Here is a 19,491-nt window from a genome sequence, read left to right as displayed (position 1 = left end):
GACAGAGGTTGAATTTACAGGAGGAATGAGACAAATGGCAGTTAACATTAAACTACCCGATGGTTCGGTTCGTGAGTATGCCGACGGAAGCAGCATTGAAGATGTGGCCGCTTCGATTAGCAGCGGACTTCGCAAAAATGCCGTAGCCGGCAAACTGGATGGAATCGTAGTGGACTTGTCCACAACACTTCATGAGGGAGCATTGGTGGAGATCGTAACACTGGATTCACCAGAAGGTCTGGAAGTGATGCGTCACAGTACAGCTCACTTGCTCGCTCAAGCTGTGAAGCGTTTATATGGAAACAAAGAGGTTCATCTCGGCGTTGGTCCTGTCATTGAAGATGGTTTCTACTATGATATGGATCTGGAACAACCGCTCAATCCCGAAGATCTGCAAAAGATCGAGAAGGAAATGGAACGTATTGTTAATGAGAACTTGCCAATTGTACGTAAGGAAGTTAGCCGCGAGGAAGCGATCAAAATCTTCGAAGAAGTGGGCGATCCTTACAAGCTGGAATTGATTCGTGACTTACCAGAAGACAGTGTAATCACTATTTATGAGCAAGGTGAATTCTTCGACTTGTGTCGTGGACCACACGTGCCATCCACCAGCAAAATCAAAGTATTTAAACTGATGAATGTTGCCGGTGCTTACTGGCGTGGAGATAGCAAAAACAAAATGCTGCAACGTATTTATGGTACAGCTTTTGTGAAAAAAGCACAGCTTGATGAGCATTTGCACTTCCTGGAAGAAGCACGTAAACGGGATCACCGTAAATTGGGTAAGGAACTCGAAATCTTCACATTTTCCCAACTGGTTGGACAAGGTCTGCCAATCTGGTTGCCTAATGGTGCGAAGCTGCGCCGGACGTTGGAGCGTTATATCGTGGATTTGGAAGAGAGCCTCGGATATCAGCATGTATACACACCGGTACTTGGTAATGTTGAGTTGTACAAAACATCCGGACACTGGGAGCACTATCAGGAAGACATGTTCCCTAAAATGGTTATGGACAATGAGGAACTCGTTCTTCGTCCAATGAACTGTCCTCACCACATGATGGTGTACAAGTCCAGCATGCACAGCTACCGTGATCTGCCGATCCGGATTGCCGAGCTTGGCATGATGCATCGTTACGAAATGTCGGGCGCGTTGACAGGTCTGCATCGTGTACGTGCGATGACGCTGAACGACTCTCACATATTCGCACGCCCGGATCAGATCAAGGAAGAGTTTGCTCGTGTTATTGAGCTGATTCAAACGGTTTATAAAGATTTTGGCATTCACGAATATCGTTTCCGTTTGTCCTATCGCGATCCGCAGGATACCGAGAAATACTTCCAAAACGACGAGATGTGGGAAATGTCCCAACGCATGCTGCGTGAAGTTGTGGAAGAACTTAACCTTCCATTCTATGAAGCAGAAGGCGAAGCGGCATTCTATGGTCCAAAACTGGACGTTCAGATCAAGACAGCACTGGGCAAAGAAGAGACATTGTCTACTGTTCAATTGGACTTCCTCTTGCCAGAGCGGTTTGAGCTTGAATATGTGGGAGATGATGGACAGAAACATCGTCCGGTTGTTATCCACCGCGGTGTAATCAGTACGATGGAGCGTTTCACTGCATTCTTGCTGGAGAACTTTGCAGGGGCTCTGCCACTGTGGTTGTCTCCTGTACAGGCGAAGGTTATTCCGGTATCCGGCAACTTCGACGACTATGCACGTGAAGTGGAAGCGAAGCTGAAACGTGCGGGTATCTCTGCTGAAGCGGATCTGCGTAACGAGAAGCTTGGTTATAAAATCCGTGAAGCACAGCTTGAGAAAATGCCTTACATGTTCGTCGTTGGTGAAAATGAACGTAATGCAGAGGGTGTATCTGTGCGGAAACGTGGAGAAGGCGATCTCGGCATGAAACCTGTGGACGAAATTGTAGCCCAACTTAAAGAAGAAATTGCAACAAGACTGGTGTAATCCTGAATTGTAGCTTCTATAATAAAGAACCGTTTAAATCGTATTGGAGTAAAATCCAATGGTTTAGACGGTTTTTTGTTGTTTTAAGGTTTTCTGGATATCCGATTTAAAAGCCTTAATAGGTGAAAAGTATAGAATTTTTTCATTTTGGAAAACCTTTGCAGTAAGGGGGAGGTTCTATAATGAAAAAGCAATTCTTAATTCAGAAGAAAAACATAAGGTTCATCATCTCTTGCTGTGTGGTGCTCACTGGAATAGTCTTAGGCTTGAATCAGGCAGAAGCATATACCTTTGAAGAGGAAAATGAAGTCATGTATGTGGAGAATCGGCATAGCGAAACTTTAGGAGAGCTTGAAGGTGTACATTCAGAAGCGGCAGTTTATGAATACAGCGATCAGGCTCAACTCACTACTTTGGTCTATATGGGGTTTTTGTGGTCTCCACAGCCTATTGTTATTCCACGGCCGGAAGTTCCGGAGAAGCAGACCGGAGTTGACCCATCCATGCCGGTACTCGCTCCGCGTACAGAACAGGTGTTGGATACACACAAGGTGACGGCTACTGGATACACTGCAGGTGTGGAATCAACAGGAAAAGGACCGAAACATCCTCAATACGGAATTACGTATTCAGGTGTAAAGGTGCGCCGTGATAAAGAAACAGTTTCGACAATTGCAGCTGATCCAAAGCTGTTCCCACTGGGTTCCATTTTATATATTCCCGGTTATGGTTACGGCATCGTTGCAGATACGGGCTCGGCGATCAAGGGCAATAAAATTGATCTTTATTTCCCAACAACAAAGCAAGTATATAAAGAATGGGGCAAAAAGGACGTCGAAGTACAGGTGATCAAACAAGGTGCTGGAAAATGCACTGAAAAAATGCTGGAAGAGTTATCGGAAGCTATCGATGTGTACAAATCCGTACCCGATTCATGGCTGGACAAGGCCGTATAATGATGATGAATTTTAATACATGAATAACGCACGCGCACTCTTCACATAATACTCTCTGGGGACGAACCCCGCGTTGCAGACATGCAATGTAAATATGAAGAGAGAGGTGATCGTCGTGGCTAAGAAATCTCAAGGTTCACAAACGCCAAACGAGAAGTACAATGCAGAGTTTGGAGAAGAGAATGCTGCAAGCAAAGTGAAACAATCGCACCAAAACAAAGTGAAGGATAACTTCCAAACACCTGATGAAAAATACAATGCTGAGTTCGGTACTGAGAACACAGGCAAAACACAAAAGTAAATCAATGCACAAACACCTTGGAGAATTTCTCCAGGGTGTTTTTAATATTTTACATAAATAACCTTCCGCCTCGGTCTGGAGACCGAGATCAATTCCATCTGCCGCCGCTGTTAACCAATCCTTGTCTGATGTAAACTGGATACAGAATACAGACAAAGGAGACATGAGCGATGAAACGATCTACGCGGGACCGCTGGTGGGTTGGCATTCCTCTTATTGCGATTGGCGCAATAATATTGTTCAGGCAATTGGGCTATGACATAGATATCGGATACATGTTCAGAACATATTGGCCGTTATTTTTGATTTGGTGGGGTGTAAAAGGGTTAACCGAAATTCGGCGTAATGGGAGTCATGCATTGATTGGACCGGCCATTGTACTGGCGATTGGTGGATACTTCTTGGCACGCAATCTGGGGTGGATTGATTATTCCATGGGCGAGTTCATTCGCTACCTAATTCCGGTAATGCTGATTGGTGGGGGATTGTTCGTTCTGATCGGACCCCGTCGTCGTGACCGGAAACACCATGACCAAGTACCACCGCCTCCTCCACCGGAGCCACCTTATAAGCCATTGTCCCCTGAGGACCTGGAAATGCCGTCTTCATTTGATGAACAGTTCGAGAAAACATTTGGCAAACCGGAACAGGAACACAAGAATGATTCACATGGCTCATTCTATACAGATAAGGAAGACCCTAAAACACACGGACATCAACACCATCATAAACATCAACATCATCATCACAAGCATAAAGGTTACGGTTCAAGTAAAAAGGAATATGAAACATTTGATCACGATGACCACTATGATGATGATCCGAATTACTATGGTGGCCATGGGAATACAATTAACAAATCGGCATTTATCGGTGATATGTATATGGGACAGGAAGTGTTCTCCCTGAAACCGATGAATATATCGGCATTTATTGGCGATACGGTGATTGATTTGACGAAGGCGCAAATACCTTACGGTGAGACGAAAATTAACATTTCCTCTTTTATTGGGGATGTGAAGGTATTTGTTCCGGAAGATATGGATCTCGGTGTGACTGTGACGACAAACTCGTTTATTGGGGACATGTCGCTGTTAAATCAAAAACGAGGCGGATTCCTAAGCAGTGCTCAGGCTGAAACGGCGCATTATCGCGAAGCAGGAAAAAAAGTACGGATTGTCGTTAGTGTGTTTATTGGAGATGTCAAAGTGAATAAGGTGGGTTAACGCATGATTCGAACGATTCTCAAAGCAAATAAGTGGGAACTGATGATGTATTTTGCGCTGACCGGACTCATTACTTTGGGCGGGTTTTACTTGCTGTACGGGGAAGTGCTAATGGGAACAGGGCGACAGCGTGCGTGGACCTATGTTGCTGTTGTCCTTCTGGCTACCGTAATCACGGGGTATATTGCTGCTTTGCGACTTCAACGTAAGATTGATCTACTGGATCTCAACATGCTGAAAGTGTCAAAAGGCAATCTCGCTGTTCGTATGCCTGAGGCAGATGATGCCTCATTCGGGCGGGTATATCAGGAATTCAATGTCATGATGGATTCGATTGAGAAAAAAATGAGATTGCTTCAGCGGCTCGGTGAGCAGGAAGTCATTGAAAAGGAACAGGCATCTGAGCGCGCTGTAATTGAAGAGCGTAAACGGATGGCAAGGGATTTGCATGATACGGTCAGCCAGCAGCTTTTCGCCATGCATATGTCGGCTTCCTCCTTACCACGTCTGCTGGAGATGAATCCCGAGCATGGCAGCAAAGTGCTGGATCAACTTATTCAGATGTCGCATATAGCCCAGAGGCAGATGCGTGGGCTTATCGCTCAGCTTCGCCCAGTGGAGTTGGAGGGAAGGAATCTTGGCGAAGCGCTGGATAGCTGGTTCCCTGATTATTGCAGGCAGAATGGTTTAAAAGGAGTGAAAGAGCTGGAACTGGATGGCGGAATTTCCGATGCCATCGAGCACCAGCTGTTTCTTGTTATTCAGGAAGCGGTCGCTAATGTGGTCAAACATGCGGAAGCGGGTCTGGTCAGTCTGTCCATACGAGAGAGTGAACATCAGATCAGCATGAGCATTAGCGATGACGGTCAAGGGTTTTTGCAGCAAGCGGAACGGCCTGGCTCATACGGATTATCAACGATGCGTGAACGGGCAGAGAAGCTTGGGGGTCAGGTTCAGATTATATCGAAGCCGGGAGCGGGGACGACGGTGCGGGTATTCATCCCGAAATTCCCGAAAGAACCAGAGGGGGAAACAGAATGAGCGTAAAAGTGAATGTAATGATTGTGGATGATCATGATATGGTGCGAATGGGATTGAAAACGTATCTTATGTTGGAACCCACATTTCATGTGATGGGGGAAGCAAGTAACGGACAGGATGCATTGAATCAGTTACGCAAGCTGGGAGAAAACGAACTGCCTGACCTGATCCTGATGGACCTGATGATGCCGGTGATGAATGGTGCGGAAGCGACACAAGCGATCATGGCCGAATTTCCGGGCATGAAAATTGTGATGCTGACCAGTTTTCTGGAGGATGACCTTGTGGTACAAGCGATTGAAGCTGGAGCGGTCAGTTATGTGCTGAAGACGGTATCTGCTGAAGAGTTAATCTATGCTCTGCAAGGAGCATACCGAGGTATGCCTGTAATGACAGGCGACGTATCACAGGCATTGACCCGTGGTATCAGGCAGCGCACGGCAAGAGAGAACGAATCCGGCCTGACGGAACGGGAAAAGGAAGTGCTTTTGCTGATTGCAGAGGGCAAGACCAATAAGGACATCGGGGAAGAACTACATATTAGTATCAAAACTGTCAAAACCCATGTGAGCAATCTGCTGATGAAGTGTGAAATGGACGATCGGACACAGCTGGCAATCTACGCTCATCGTCAGGGCTGGGTGAAGAAATAAGGGTTAGAATGCAGATTTGGCGGGAAAAATGTTCTATAACAGCGTGCTTTTATCTCCTTTTTAATTGTTTTTAAGGTACGGTTAAGGTTTAAAGTACAAAATAAGGACAGTTAAAGAATATCTCTTGCGAAGAAGAGATTGGGAGGTAGAGAGGCATGGACGAACGTAATTACAGAGCGAACCGTCAAGACGAGGAAAATGAAACTAAACAAGCGGAGAATCGCAATTCATCCGGGACGGACGATTCCTCCTATTATTATTCTTATGGACCTTTTCAGTCCGTGAATCAGGAAGATACAGCAAGTCATAATGGGGAACATAATCTACGTGAAGAAGGAAATGTAGAGATTACAAGACCTGACCCCGTGAAGCCCGTACCTACTTACTACAGTAATTACAGTAACGAATCATCTGATCAAGCCAATACGTCCTCCAGAGGGGGCGGCGGCAACGGTTCAGGTGGCAACGGAGGAGATCAGGGGAACGGAGGCAAGAACAATGGCAATTGGAATTATAACAACCGTCGGCCACGTTCTTCCGTAAGATCGCTCCTGTTCTCTTTCATCGCCGGGATGCTGGTCATTACAGTGCTGATGTACACAGCGGACAGAACAAATATGTTTACACCACAGGAAGCGCTGACAAGTGCAGAAAATGAAAGCTCCAGTCAGTCATCTTCTCCTACTAACTCAGGCAGCAGCAATAACGTGACAGCGTCATTACTGCCAACGGGCAAAGAGGATGTATCCTCTGTAGTAACGAGTACAAGTCCGGCTGTCGTCAAAATCGAAACACTAGCGAAGCAGTCTTCACGCAGCAGCAGCCAGGGCGGTTCTACGATGAGTGATCCATTGTACCAATACTTCTTTGGTAATGGAAGCAATGGCGGAACAGATAGCTACCAAGGCCAAAATCAGCAGCAACAGCAACAAAGCAGCAATCAGTTGGTTCCACTCGGCATTGGCTCCGGATTTATTTTTGACAAAGAAGGCTACATCCTGACGAACCAACACGTGGTTCAAGGTGCAGATGTGATTCAAGTAACGCTGGAGAACAACAGCAAACCATATGAAGCGAAATTGCTGGGAAGCAGCTTCGACCTTGACCTTGCCGTATTGAAAATCGAGAAAAACAGCGGCGATGATGCTTTCCCTGTCGCTCCATTGGGTGATTCCAACAGCACACAAGTGGGTGAATGGCTTGTAGCTATTGGTAACCCGGAAGGATTTGAACACACAGTTACTGCAGGTGTGTTGAGTGCGAAAGAACGTACGATCAGCATTCCGGACGAAGAAACAGGCAAAACCCGTGAGTACAGCCACTTGTTACAAACGGATGCTTCCATCAATCCTGGTAACTCCGGTGGACCATTGCTTAACCTGAATGGTGAAGTCATTGGTATGAACGTTGCGGTTAGCGCGGATGCACAGGGTATTGGGTTTGCCATTCCTTCGAGTGTAATCTCGGATGCGGTTAAATATCTGAAAGAAAACAAAGAAGTTCCCAAAGAGCCCGTACCGTTCATTGGTGCATCTCTGATGGCCCTCACGCCTGAAGTGGCTAAACAGATGGGAACGGATATCACTGAAGGTTCAGTTGTAGCCAGCACGATCTATCAATCCCCTGCTTACCAAGCAGACCTGCGTGCTTATGACATCATCACAGGTGCTAATGGTACAGCGTACAGCACAAGTCAGGATTTGATTGATTTCATCAAGAAACAGGAAATCGGCAGTGAAGTGACACTGAATGTTGTTCGGGACGGCAAAAAAATGGATGTGAAACTCAAAATCGGCAACAAAAACGATTACGATACTACGCAACAACAACCATAATGCTGAAACATAGGTTATAAAATAAGGTTTAGAAGAGCGGAAGGGTTTGAGGGCCCTTTCGCTTTTTTTGCACTATATACGTTTGTACTCCATCAAGGTGTTTGGAAAGATGCAGATTGCGCTTTTGGCTGTTACAATGAGATTAAAACGTTAAGGGATAAAGGAGAAAGACCATGCGCTCAACTATTCTGATTGTTGATGATGATGAAAAAATCGTGTCCATGCTTCGGCGGGGACTTGCTTTTGAAGGATATGATGTACAGACAGCTTCGAATGGAGCGGAGGGCCTCAGTAAGCTGATGGATAAAGAGCCGGATATCGTGGTTCTTGATGTCATGATGCCGCAAATTGACGGGTTTGAGGTATGCCGCAGACTCAGAGAAGCGGGGAGCAAGGTACCCGTGCTGATGCTTACTGCCAAAGATGAAGTACAGAGCCGGGTAATTGGGCTGGACACAGGTGCAGATGATTATCTCGTGAAGCCGTTTGCGCTTGAAGAACTGTTGGCTCGTGTCCGTGCCTTATTGCGTCGTAAAGCGGATATAGCAGACACGCCTGATAATCGACTAATGTATGAGGATATTATTCTGGATAATGATTCTCGTGAGGTGTTGCGTGACGGTCAGCGTCTGGAACTGACTGCCAAGGAGTTCGAATTGCTGAATCTGTTCATGCAAAATCCGAAACGTGTGCTGTCCCGTGATCTGATTATGGATAAAATCTGGGGTTATGATTACAGTGGTGAGTCCAATGTGCTCGAAGTGTATATTGCCATGCTCAGACAAAAAACCGAAGAATACGGCGGCAAACGTTTGATCCAGACCATCCGGGGAGCCGGCTATATTTTGAGAGGTGACTCCTGACATGTCCATTCGGTTAAGATTAACCGCGTGGTATTCAGGCATCTTGGCAGCCGTGCTCATTTTTTGGGGAGTTGTGATCTACGCTTTTGTTTATTTTAATACGTATCAAGAAGTGGAACAGCAACTGAAAGATAAAAGTGAACGAATTACGAATCAGATTGGTGTCAATCCACTTTCACAATCGCTGGACCTGGACCCTTTTACGGAAAGTCAGCTTCAGGAAGCTCAGATATATATCCAGTTGTGGGACTACCAGAGCAGATCTGGTAAAATCTCAGGCAATATGGAGAAACTTCAGATTCAATTTCCCGTTGTGAAATCCAATGAGATCCAGAAAAAGCGTGGAATATCCAAGATCTATGTGAATGGGACCCCTTTCTTGGTGAATCAACAGCCCCTGTCTCTTCAGGGAACCAATGAAATAAGGGGGCTCCTTCAAGTCGGCGCCAATGTTAGTTCCCAGGAACGACTCTTGGAAGCTTTACGAAATATTCTGGTTTTTGGCTGGCTTGTCGCAATGGCGCTTGCCATTACTTCGGGGCTGATTCTGGCTCGCAAATCCATGCGTCCGCTCGTCAATGTGATTGATGCGGCCAATCAGATTCAGTCCGGGGATGACCTTAGTGTGCGCATTCAATATACGGGTCCCATGGATGAGATTGGACGTCTGATTGAAACAGTCAATAATATGCTTGAACGAACAGAGCTGTCATTCAGAGGTCTCGAGGAGACGAATAAAGCTCAGCGCAGATTTGTATCTGATGCCTCGCATGAGCTGCGTACACCGCTGACCACGATCCGTGGAAATGTGGACTTCCTTAAGAAGCTGTGGGATCAGGAGAGCACGGACCGACCAAATCTGGACGAAGAAACGGTTAAACAAATGTCGCTCGAAGCGATAGAGGACATGGCGGATGAAGGAAAACGCATGAGTAGACTGATCAGTGATATGCTGTCTTTGGCCAGAGCCGATACAGGACAGAAAATCGAACTGAATCCGATCCCGTTGCAGATTCTGGTACAGGAAGTGGCTCGCAGGTCGCAATTCCTTGATCATCAGGCAGACTGGCGTCCAGGAGATCTATCGATTCTGAATGGCATATATGTGAACGGCAGCAAGGACTATTTACAGCAGATGTTGTTTATTTTTATCGAGAATGCCTTCAAGTACACTCCAGATGGCTCGGTTACGCTTGATGCAATACTTTATAAAGGTCAGGTAGGACTACGCATCAGTGATACGGGAATCGGAATGGATCGGGATGAAGTTCCATTTATCTTTGACAGGTTCTATCGGGCGGATGAGTCACGCGGTGCCACACCAGGTATAGGTCTGGGACTGTCGATTGCCAAGTGGATCATTGAGGAACACCAAGGGTCTGTCGAGGTTGTAACCAGACGTGGAGAAGGAACGACCTTTATCATTTGGTTGCCGGTAGTCTTTGCTCCGCCTATCGAATAAGGTTATAATAGACAGGACTGCAATTACATCGGCTATCTTTGCCGAGAAAGAAAGCGGGTGGCAACCAAGTGGAAGTACTGCGAATTTCGCCGCGGGGATATTGTTACGGAGTTGTGGATGCGATGGTGCTCGCGCGCCAGGCGGCACGCAATCTGGACCTACCACGGCCTATTTATATATTGGGTATGATTGTGCATAACCAACATGTGACGGACTCTTTTGAAGATGAGGGCATTATTACACTGGACGGACCGAATCGGATTGATATTTTGAGCCAGGTCGAGAGTGGAACAGTGATCTTTACGGCCCATGGTGTATCTCCAGAAGTGCGCAAGATGGCACGTGATAAAGGTTTAACTACAGTGGATGCAACATGTCCGGATGTAACCAAAACCCATGACCTTATTCGGGAGAAGACGGCAGAGGGATATGACATTATCTATATTGGGAAAAAGAATCATCCAGAGCCGGAAGGCGCGGTTGGTGTTGCACCCGATCATGTTCATCTGATCGAGAAGGAAGAGGAGATTGACGGTCTGAACGTACCTCCTGGCAAAATCCTTATCACAAATCAGACAACGATGAGTCAATGGGACATTAAACACATTATGAGCCGTCTTCTGGAGAAGTATCCAGGCGCAGAGATTCATAATGAGATATGCTTGGCTACCCAAGTCCGTCAGGAAGCTGTTGCCGAACAGGCAGGGCAGGCAGATCTGGTCATTGTTGTAGGTGATCCTCGCAGTAATAACTCCAACCGACTTGCACAAGTATCGGAGGAAATTGCGGGTGTAACGGCATATCGTGTATCAGATGTGGCTGAGATACAGCAGGAATGGCTGAAAGGTGTGAATAAGGTGGCTGTTACTTCAGGCGCTTCTACGCCAACTCCGATCACGAAGGAAGTCATTCTGTATCTGGAGCAATATGAACATGACAAGCCGGAAACATGGGAAATCAAACGTACGGTGAATATGAGCAAGCTATTACCTCCTGTAAGGGAAAAGACTCGTACGACGTAAACAAAACATGAATATAAGAATCTTGCAGCACAGAGCCGAAATTTGGTGACTGACTGCAGGATTCTTTTTTTTTGTAGGGGATAAGAGTCGGCTTGACTGAAAAGGGTGAATATGTTATATTTACTTTAGTGGATAAAAGCTTAAAAGCGAACAAGCGTTTAAGTGGAGAAGAGTTTTGAGGATTAAATCAGACGCGCTTAGGCGCTCTCATACAAGGAAGGATGGGAATTATAATGATCGTTATTGCAGGTAAAGCTACTCCGGAGGAACATATTCAGGATATCGTCGCTACAATTGAAAAGGAAGGACTTCAGGTCCATATCTCGCGTGGAGAGGACCACACCATCATTGGCCTTATTGGTAAAGTAGAACCGAAAATGGCTGAGCATCTCCGTCAAATGAAAGGTGTAGAGAATGTCGTTAAGATTTCGAAGTCTTACAAATTGGCAAGCCGTGATTTCCATCCTCAAGATACCGTGATCTCCATCAAAGGTGTAGATATTGGCGGGAAAGAACTCGTCGTTATGGGCGGACCGTGTGCGGTTGAATCAGCTGCACAGATTGATGAGATTGCCGGGCTGGTTAAGGCTGCCGGTGGACAGGTGCTTCGCGGTGGTGCATTTAAGCCACGTACAGGTCCGTACAGCTTCCAGGGAACGGGCGTTGAAGGTCTGATCATGATGGCAGAAGCAGGGAAGAAACATGACCTGCTGACGATTACAGAAGTCATGACGCCTGAATATGTGGATATCTGTGCCGAGTACGCAGATATTCTGCAAGTAGGTACACGTAATATGCAGAACTTCGATTTGCTACGTAAATTGGGTGAGTGTGGCAAACCGGTATTGCTGAAACGTGGCTTCAGTGCAACTTACGATGAGCTGTTGAATGCCGCTGAATACATTCTTGCGGGTGGCAACCCGAATGTAATGCTGTGTGAACGTGGTATTCGTACATTCGAATCCTACACACGTAATACGCTCGACCTCTCGGCCATCCCTGTCTTGCAGTCTCTCAGTCATCTACCAGTTATTTCGGACCCAAGTCATGGTACGGGGCGCCGTGAGCTGGTTGAACCAATGACGAAGGCATCTGTTGCTGCTGGTGCTAACGGCCTAATTATCGAAATGCATACGGACCCCGATAACTCCATGACGGGTGACGGCGTGCAGTCTCTGTTCCCTGACCAATTTGCCAACCTGCTTCAGGATCTGGAGAAATTGGCACCAATCGTCGGTAAAACATTCAACACAGCCAAACAACCGGCGGAGTTCTTTCCAGCACGAGTTGGCGTATAACTGATCTTCATAGTATAGGTAATATAGTTCACCCGGGCATCTGCCCTGGCTCCGTTCAATGAGAATGGGGCTAGGACAAAATGTCCGGTTTTTGTGTTATTTGGAGCTTTGAACGCATTTATTAATCATAGGTGATAAGAAACATTTATGATGTAATGTTATTTCCATAATTTAGGCTAAATATAGCCTTGCTTTACCGCATTAAACCAGTTAAATGTAATGTATATACGTTGTTAAGTGAAATCAATAGGTTTATAAAATGTGAGCATAGCTTACATAGTTGCAAAAAATACCTTACATAAGTATTGACGATGTCACATTTGAGATTTTATAATGACGACAGAAAAAAATTCGAATATGGACATTTTCTTAGCGGGGTTGTTTAATGTTCGGAATATTTGGGAGGACGAATACATGTCGGTTGAAAACGTATTGAAATCAATTCAAGAGAACAACATCGAGTGGGTAGATTTTCGTTTTGTAGATTTATCCGGTCGTGCGCACCACATCTCGTTACCAGCTTCGGCAGTTGACGCAGACACTTTTGTAAATGGAGTAGCCTTTGATGGTTCTTCTATTCAAGGTTTCCGCGGAATTGAAGAGTCCGATATGGTTATGATTCCAGATCCTGAAGCGACTTTTGTCGATCCGTTCACAGCACACCCTACATTGAATGTTATGTGTGATATCTTCACTCCGGATGGCGAGCGTTATGAGCGTGACCCACGCGGTATCGCAGTCAAAGCGGAAGAATTCCTGAAAGAAAGCGGAGTAGGTACAGCAGCATTCTTCGCACCTGAATCCGAGTTCTTCATCTTCGACGATGTACGTTATGAGAGCGGCACGAACAGCTCTTCCTATTTCGTAGATTCCGAAGAAGCTTCTTGGAACACCAACCGTAAGGAAGATGGCGGTAACCTGGGCTTCAAAGTTCGCACTAAAGGCGGATATGTTCCTGTAGCTCCAGTGGATACACAACAAGATATTCGTAGTGAAATGTGTCGCATTTTGGAAGAAGCAGGCCTGTCGATTGAACGTCACCACCACGAAGTGGCGACAGCTGGTCAAGCCGAAATCAACTTCCGTTTTGATACGTTGAAGAAAACAGCAGACAACCTGCTTGTATACAAATACATCGTGCATAACACTGCACGTCAATATGGTAAAGTAGCAACATTCATGCCAAAACCACTGTTTGGTGATAATGGTAGCGGAATGCACGTTCACCAATCCATCTTCGATGGTGATTCCCCATTGTTCTATGACAAAGCGGGATATGCAAACCTGAGCGAAATGGCTCTGCATTACATTGGAGGAATTCTGTACCACGCACCGGCTTTGATTGCTTTGACTAACCCTAGTACGAACTCATTCAAACGTCTCGTACCTGGTTATGAAGCACCGGTTAACCTGGTTTACTCCAAAGGTAACCGTTCAGCAGCAGTACGTATTCCGGTTGCGGCTGTGACACCAAAAGGTTGTCGTATCGAGTTCCGTACACCGGACTCCACAGCTAACCCTTACCTGGCATTCGCTGCAATGCTGATGGCGGGTCTGGATGGTATCAAACGCAAAATCAACCCAACTGAGCTTGGATATGGTCCGCTCGACAAAAACATCTATGATTTGTCTGATGCAGACAAAGAAAATATCCGCAGTGTGCCTGCTTCCCTGGAAGAAGCGCTTGACGCTCTGGCAGCGGACAACGAATTCTTGACTGAAGGCGGCGTCTTCACGAAAGAATTCATCGAGAACTACATCAACCTCAAACGTGACGAAGCGAAAGCAGTAGCAATTCGCATTCATCCGCATGAGTACAGCCTCTACTTCGACTGCTAATCCAGTCGGAACAGAAACTGTTCCCAATGTATAGCCTCCGGGACTCGCTCTCGGAGGCTTTTCCTTGAATTGAACGATGTGGTGCATTAACTTTGCAGGGTGATAAAGGAATTTGATAACCCTGATTCGCAGCTTCGGTGCTTATTGCCCTTGAAGCAGATAGGGAATACTGATATCATAGCGATAATATTCACTTCATATGTCAGCTACGGATGGAAAGGGCGGGGGATTTTGTGACAAAGAGAGCGTATAATTTTAATGCAGGACCTGCGGCGTTGCCACTTGAGGTTCTGGAGCGTGCTCAGGCAGAATTTGTTGATTTTCGGAATACAGGAATGTCGATTATGGAGATGTCTCACCGTGGGGCGGTGTACGAATCTGTACATAATGAAGCTCAGGAACGTTTGTTGTCTCTGCTAGGCAATCCAAAAGGATATAAGGTCCTCTTCCTGCAAGGCGGAGCCAGCACTCAGTTCGCCATGCTGCCGATGAACCTGCTCGGGGAAGGGCAGACAGCCAGTTACGTCATGACAGGCAGCTGGGCCAAGAAGGCACTGTCTGAGGCGAAACTGATTGGGGAGACGCAGGTCGCTGCATCTTCCGAAGCGGATAAATATATGAAATTGCCGGATGTGTCGAATCTTAGCTTCCCGGATCGCACAGCTTATGTTCATTTGACGTCTAATGAAACAATTGAGGGAACTCAATTCAAGTCATTCCCGGATACCGGTTCAGTTCCACTTATTGCCGACATGTCGAGTGACATCTTCTGCAAACCGTTTGATCTTAATCAATTCGGCATGATCTATGCAGGTGCACAGAAGAACCTGGGCCCATCAGGAATTACGGTTGTTATTGCTCGCGAAGAACTGGTTAGTGAATCTCCTAAAACGATTCCGACGATGCTTCGATATAGTACACATGTGGATAACAATTCTCTCTATAATACACCACCGTCCTTCTCCGTATACATGGTGAATGAGGTTCTGAAATGGATCGAAGAACAAGGTGGATTGGCTGGAATTGAACAGAAGAACATGAAGAAAGCTGATTTGCTCTATAATGCGATCGATTCATCCGGAGACTTCTACCGTGGTTGTGTAGATCCGGCAGATCGTTCCCTGATGAATGTGACCTTCCACCTGGCTAACGAGGAGCTGGAGAAACAGTTTATCAAGGCTTCAGAGCAAGAAGGATTTGTTGGTCTGAAAGGGCATCGGAGTGTTGGTGGCCTGCGTGCTTCCATTTACAATGCTGCTCCATATGAAAGTGTTAAGGCACTTACGGACTTCATGAGCCACTTCCAGAAGACAAATGGTTAAACAACCTGGCAGCGAGTTGTGAATACAAGCATTCACCCTTGTGCTTTACCAGAGCCTTCCACATTGACGTGTGGAGGGCTTTTCTTTAAGATTAGAGAATTGTCGTTTACATGAAATGAAAAGGAGATTGAACACATATGGCTTTACATATCGTTCTGGTTGAACCGGAGATTCCGGCAAATACAGGAAATATTTCCCGTACATGTGCGGCTACCGGTACACATTTGCATCTCGTGCGTCCACTCGGATTCCGTACGGATGATGCCACACTGAAACGCGCGGGTCTGGATTACTGGCATGCCGTTCATATTGAATATCATGATTCGTTTGCTGAGGTTCAAGAACAGTACCCTGAAGGGCGTTTCTTCTACGCAACCACGAAGGCGAAGAACCGTTATAGCGATTTTAATTTTCAGGATGGAGATTTTCTAGTGTTCGGTAAGGAGACGAAAGGCCTTCCTCCAGAATTAATTGCTGCTAATCCAGATACTTGTATGAAGATGCCAATGACAGGTGATGTCAGATCATTGAACTTGTCAAACTCAGCAGCAATCATTGTGTATGAGGCGTTGCGTCAACTTAATTTCCCGGGTCTGGATTAGTCTAATTCGCGTTTAAGTGACGGTTAGAATTCGCTAAAAAAACATTTTTCAAAAAAAAGGACAAAAAATGTTTATTTCCAGCAGGATTCGACAAAATCTTGGCGAATTAATAAACATAGTACAAATGTACCTAGAAATTTAGAGTAAGATAGGAGAGGTGTGCCGTAGCTATGAAGCCAGCTGGAGTCGTTCGCAAAGTTGACCAATTGGGTAGGATCGTATTGCCTAAATCTTTGCGTAAAAGGTATCAAATGAATGAGGGAGATCCTGTAGAGATCTTAGTACAAGGGGACCATATCATTCTGGAGAGATACCGTCCAAAATGTATTTTTTGTGGATCGATGGAAGAAGTCAATGAGTTCAAAGAGCGTTACATATGCGCACAATGTTTAGATGAAATGACCCAGCTTCCACAGCACGGGTAAAATAAAAAGTATCATGGCCTCTAAAGGTCATGATACTTTTTTTGTGTGGAAAAATCATGTCCACTTCCAATTTACCGGGATCAAACGAATGGATTCAGCTATTCGTGTTGTATTCCATCACCCAATATTTCTCCCCGGGTGTACCTTCTTCAATGACTTTTTTCCAACCCTGTCGTTCGTAAAAGCCTATTGCTTTATGATTATCAGATACACATTTCAATCGAACAGGCTGCTGCATGAGTGAAACTGACGCATCAAGTAAGCGTGAACCTGTACCCCCGCCGATAAAACCGGGATGAATAAACAGAAGGTGGATAAAGTTCTCGGGAAGGTACAGCGAAGCGAAGCCGAGAAGCGGTCCATCTTCATTTTCAGCCACAAGGATATGCTCATCCACGGTATCTGTATCAAAATCCTGCAGAGACAGTTCTTCCGGCTTAGCCCAGTGGAATCGGGCACGTCGCGACTCCAGATAAATGTTTCTCAACTCCGCATAATCTGCCTCAGTGGCTGGCCGTATAATCAAATGTTCCCCTCCAGAATAGGCAGTATATCCGACCATACATTGTCAAGAATGGCTTGCATATTTTGTTCATCACTATTGATGGCAACGACGGACTCCAGCTCCGGTAGGACAACGCATAGTTGACCATTGGCGCCATCAGCACGGTAAGCGTTATGGGAACATCTCCAGAATTGATATCCATAACCTTGTCCCCAGTCGCCGTCTCCTGGTGTAGGGATCTGTTGTGTTGTCGCTAATCGGATCCATTCCGCAGGAATGAGCTGCTTGCCATTCCAGTGGCCCTCCTGAAGCAACAGTTGACCGAATCTACCTAATTCCTCGTTGGTGAGCTGCAGGCCCGCACAGCCCAATGTAATGCCCAAGGGAGAAGTCTCCCACTCTACATTCGTAATGCCCAGTGGTTCAAATAGCCGGGGAATCAGATAGTTCTTAACGGTTTGACCGGTGGCCGCCTGAAACATGGCGGAGATCATAAACGTATCTGCACTGCTGTATGTAAACGTTTCACCAGGAACTCTATCCAAAGGAAGGGACATGTAATATTTTGCCCAATCTTTCTCAGGCAGGGTGGCTCGCTCTTCTGCCCATAACACAGGTACGTCATGCCCCGATGACATTCGCAGCAAATCGTACAGGGTGAGGTCCGCAGGAGGGTAGGCTGTTAAATGGGAAGCAGGTGTTGGTGAAGTGAAGTAGTCCCCTAGTTTGGATTCAAGTGTAAGTGTGCCCTCATCCAAAGCCAGTCCAATCGCCATACAGGTGAACGATTTGCTGACAGAGTGTTGTAAGCGGCGCATATCGCCGGTGCGATCCCACGCTCCGATTGTAACCCCTTTCTGCAATACCCGAACAGAATGAACGTTTAACTGCTGCTCATCTATATGATGAACAAAAGAATTAATAATACTCGACATCTTAACATCCTTTCTAAAAAAAGAAGAATTTTAACTCTTGGTGAAACGTTTCCGCAATCTGGATCAAAAATTAGAACTTATGTTATTACAAACGAGGTTCAATGTCAATGAATAGGTGCAAACGGTTACTTAAAGGAAAATGTTTTACTTTAAAAGTGCCTTTTGACGCAAATTTCATCACGAAAAATCAGTTTTTTGAGAAAAAAGCGCGAAATTTGTAAAAAGGTTATTGACAGGGTTTGTACTTCGGGATTATGATTTATTCGAAACGATTCGAAGAAATCGCTTCCACATAAAAAGTGTTGTAATCAAGTCCAAGTAAATCAACGTTGGCTATGTTTTGAAACGATTCGAGAAAATCGTTTCGATAACCGAGCGAAATACGGGGGAATCACTGGAATTTGCAACAAAAAGGCAGAGAAACAGAAGTTTACAGACAGCAGCCGACGATGAAAGGGGTTACTTATGGCGCATATAACGATCGAAACCGGATCGCCTACGTTATGCATGAACACAAGCATACATGTAGTGTCCAGTGACTCCGGAGACACTTCAGGCGGTACGCTATATTTGCTGCATGGGGCAGGCGATAATGCAAGTACATGGCAACGTTTGACTACAATTGAAATGTACGCGCAACAATATGGCTGTACCATCATTATGCCGGAAGCGAACCGAAGCTATTACACCGATATGGAATACGGCCTGAATTACTTCCATTACATCACTCAGGAGCTGCCTGAATTCTGCAGGCGCCAGCTCAATCTCAATACAGACCCGGCAAAGAACTTCGTCGCCGGTCTATCCATGGGTGGGTATGGTGCATTGAAATGTGCACTGACATATCCCGAGAGGTACCGCAAGGCGGTGTCCTTATCAGGTGTAACTGATATTCAGACCCGGCTTCACGATCCGGAAATGCCATCAGGCATGATCAAGGAAATGAAAGCGGTTTTTGGAGAACGGTTACAGGTAAAACCTGATCAGGACCTGTACGCACTGTCTGCCAAGCTGTTGAAGCAAGGTGGAGATTTACCGGATATTCTGAGTTGTTGTGGTGATATTGATCCGTTTGTGGATATGAATCGCAAATTCGCGGAATACATGCAGGAAACGGATTTTGAGTTTCAGTATGTGGAGACGCCGGGTACCCATGAATGGAGATTCTGGGAGCAACACCTGAGAACAATGTTTGATTTTCTGTATAACGACAAGACCAAAGTAGAGTGAGGAG

At 45.9% G+C, this 19,491-nt stretch carries 18 protein-coding genes; 16 read left to right on the top strand and 2 right to left on the bottom strand.

The window, feature by feature from the left end:
- The first annotated feature begins 34 nt into the window (after nucleotides 1-34).
- The 15 genes from thrS (at nucleotide 35) to MHB84_RS03785 (ending at nucleotide 16,817) form a co-directional block, all read left to right on the top strand.
- Nucleotides 35-1,972 carry a threonine--tRNA ligase gene (gene thrS, locus MHB84_RS03855; RefSeq protein ID WP_064639432.1) on the top strand — a complete coding sequence of 646 codons (1,938 nt, stop codon included), beginning with the start codon at nucleotides 35-37 and terminating at the stop codon, nucleotides 1,970-1,972.
- A 182-nt stretch (nucleotides 1,973-2,154) separates the two neighbouring features.
- Nucleotides 2,155-2,928 (top strand): 3D domain-containing protein, encoded by a 774-nt coding sequence (locus MHB84_RS03850; RefSeq protein WP_306553832.1) that lies wholly within the window; start codon nucleotides 2,155-2,157, stop codon nucleotides 2,926-2,928.
- A 115-nt stretch (nucleotides 2,929-3,043) separates the two neighbouring features.
- Nucleotides 3,044-3,229, top strand: coding sequence for a hypothetical protein (locus tag MHB84_RS03845; protein ID WP_076290141.1), 186 nt, complete (start codon nucleotides 3,044-3,046; stop codon nucleotides 3,227-3,229).
- A gap of 170 nt (nucleotides 3,230-3,399) precedes the next feature.
- Nucleotides 3,400-4,455 (top strand): cell wall-active antibiotics response protein LiaF, encoded by a 1,056-nt coding sequence (liaF, locus tag MHB84_RS03840; RefSeq protein ID WP_076289898.1) that lies wholly within the window; start codon nucleotides 3,400-3,402, stop codon nucleotides 4,453-4,455.
- Between the two features lie 3 nt (nucleotides 4,456-4,458).
- Nucleotides 4,459-5,496 carry a HAMP domain-containing sensor histidine kinase gene (locus tag MHB84_RS03835; RefSeq protein WP_076289897.1) on the top strand — a complete coding sequence of 346 codons (1,038 nt, stop codon included), beginning with the start codon at nucleotides 4,459-4,461 and terminating at the stop codon, nucleotides 5,494-5,496.
- The gene (locus MHB84_RS03830) at nucleotides 5,493-6,149 is read left to right on the top strand and encodes a response regulator (RefSeq protein WP_076289896.1); all 657 of its coding nucleotides are present in this window, start codon (nucleotides 5,493-5,495) and stop codon (nucleotides 6,147-6,149) included. The genes MHB84_RS03835 and MHB84_RS03830 overlap by 4 nt, the downstream gene beginning before the upstream one ends.
- A gap of 155 nt (nucleotides 6,150-6,304) precedes the next feature.
- Nucleotides 6,305-7,984 (top strand): S1C family serine protease, encoded by a 1,680-nt coding sequence (locus MHB84_RS03825; RefSeq protein ID WP_076289895.1) that lies wholly within the window; start codon nucleotides 6,305-6,307, stop codon nucleotides 7,982-7,984.
- Between the two features lie 173 nt (nucleotides 7,985-8,157).
- The gene (locus tag MHB84_RS03820) at nucleotides 8,158-8,847 is read left to right on the top strand and encodes a response regulator transcription factor (protein WP_076289894.1); all 690 of its coding nucleotides are present in this window, start codon (nucleotides 8,158-8,160) and stop codon (nucleotides 8,845-8,847) included.
- 1 nt (nucleotide 8,848) lies between these two features.
- Nucleotides 8,849-10,309, top strand: a complete 1,461-nt coding sequence (locus MHB84_RS03815; RefSeq protein WP_076289893.1) for a sensor histidine kinase — start codon at nucleotides 8,849-8,851, stop codon at nucleotides 10,307-10,309.
- Between the two features lie 68 nt (nucleotides 10,310-10,377).
- Nucleotides 10,378-11,331: a 4-hydroxy-3-methylbut-2-enyl diphosphate reductase gene (locus MHB84_RS03810; protein ID WP_076289892.1), complete on the top strand. Its 954-nt coding sequence runs from the start codon at nucleotides 10,378-10,380 to the stop codon at nucleotides 11,329-11,331.
- A gap of 233 nt (nucleotides 11,332-11,564) precedes the next feature.
- Complete coding sequence (aroF, locus tag MHB84_RS03805; RefSeq protein ID WP_076289891.1) at nucleotides 11,565-12,629, top strand: 3-deoxy-7-phosphoheptulonate synthase; 1,065 nt, start codon at nucleotides 11,565-11,567, stop codon at nucleotides 12,627-12,629.
- 414 nt (nucleotides 12,630-13,043) lie between these two features.
- On the top strand, nucleotides 13,044-14,468 hold the full coding sequence (gene glnA, locus MHB84_RS03800) for a type I glutamate--ammonia ligase (protein ID WP_063564243.1): 1,425 nt from the start codon (nucleotides 13,044-13,046) through the stop codon (nucleotides 14,466-14,468).
- A gap of 233 nt (nucleotides 14,469-14,701) precedes the next feature.
- Nucleotides 14,702-15,790, top strand: coding sequence for a 3-phosphoserine/phosphohydroxythreonine transaminase (serC, locus tag MHB84_RS03795; RefSeq protein WP_076289890.1), 1,089 nt, complete (start codon nucleotides 14,702-14,704; stop codon nucleotides 15,788-15,790).
- A gap of 137 nt (nucleotides 15,791-15,927) precedes the next feature.
- Nucleotides 15,928-16,392, top strand: coding sequence for a tRNA (uridine(34)/cytosine(34)/5-carboxymethylaminomethyluridine(34)-2'-O)-methyltransferase TrmL (gene trmL / locus MHB84_RS03790; protein ID WP_053780483.1), 465 nt, complete (start codon nucleotides 15,928-15,930; stop codon nucleotides 16,390-16,392).
- Nucleotides 16,393-16,562: 170 nt separating this feature from the next.
- Nucleotides 16,563-16,817 (top strand): AbrB/MazE/SpoVT family DNA-binding domain-containing protein, encoded by a 255-nt coding sequence (locus MHB84_RS03785; RefSeq protein ID WP_024629045.1) that lies wholly within the window; start codon nucleotides 16,563-16,565, stop codon nucleotides 16,815-16,817.
- A gap of 94 nt (nucleotides 16,818-16,911) precedes the next feature.
- Here the strand turns inward: MHB84_RS03785 and MHB84_RS03780 are convergent, their stop codons facing one another.
- A complete protein-coding gene (locus MHB84_RS03780; protein ID WP_076289889.1) occupies nucleotides 16,912-17,343 on the bottom strand; it encodes a GNAT family N-acetyltransferase in 432 nt (143 codons plus the stop codon).
- Entirely contained in the window at nucleotides 17,340-18,257 is a 918-nt protein-coding gene (locus tag MHB84_RS03775) for a serine hydrolase domain-containing protein (RefSeq protein ID WP_076289888.1), read from the bottom strand. The genes MHB84_RS03780 and MHB84_RS03775 overlap by 4 nt, the downstream gene beginning before the upstream one ends.
- 465 nt (nucleotides 18,258-18,722) lie before the next feature.
- Between MHB84_RS03775 and MHB84_RS03770 the strand changes: the two genes are divergently transcribed.
- Complete coding sequence (locus MHB84_RS03770) at nucleotides 18,723-19,487, top strand: alpha/beta hydrolase (protein ID WP_076289887.1); 765 nt, start codon at nucleotides 18,723-18,725, stop codon at nucleotides 19,485-19,487.
- The last annotated feature ends 4 nt before the right edge of the window (nucleotides 19,488-19,491 follow it).

The organism is Paenibacillus sp. FSL F4-0087, from assembly GCF_038020215.1.
GTDB lineage: Bacteria > Bacillota > Bacilli > Paenibacillales > Paenibacillaceae > Paenibacillus > Paenibacillus taichungensis.
This window is presented reverse-complemented; position numbering and strand designations above follow the sequence as displayed.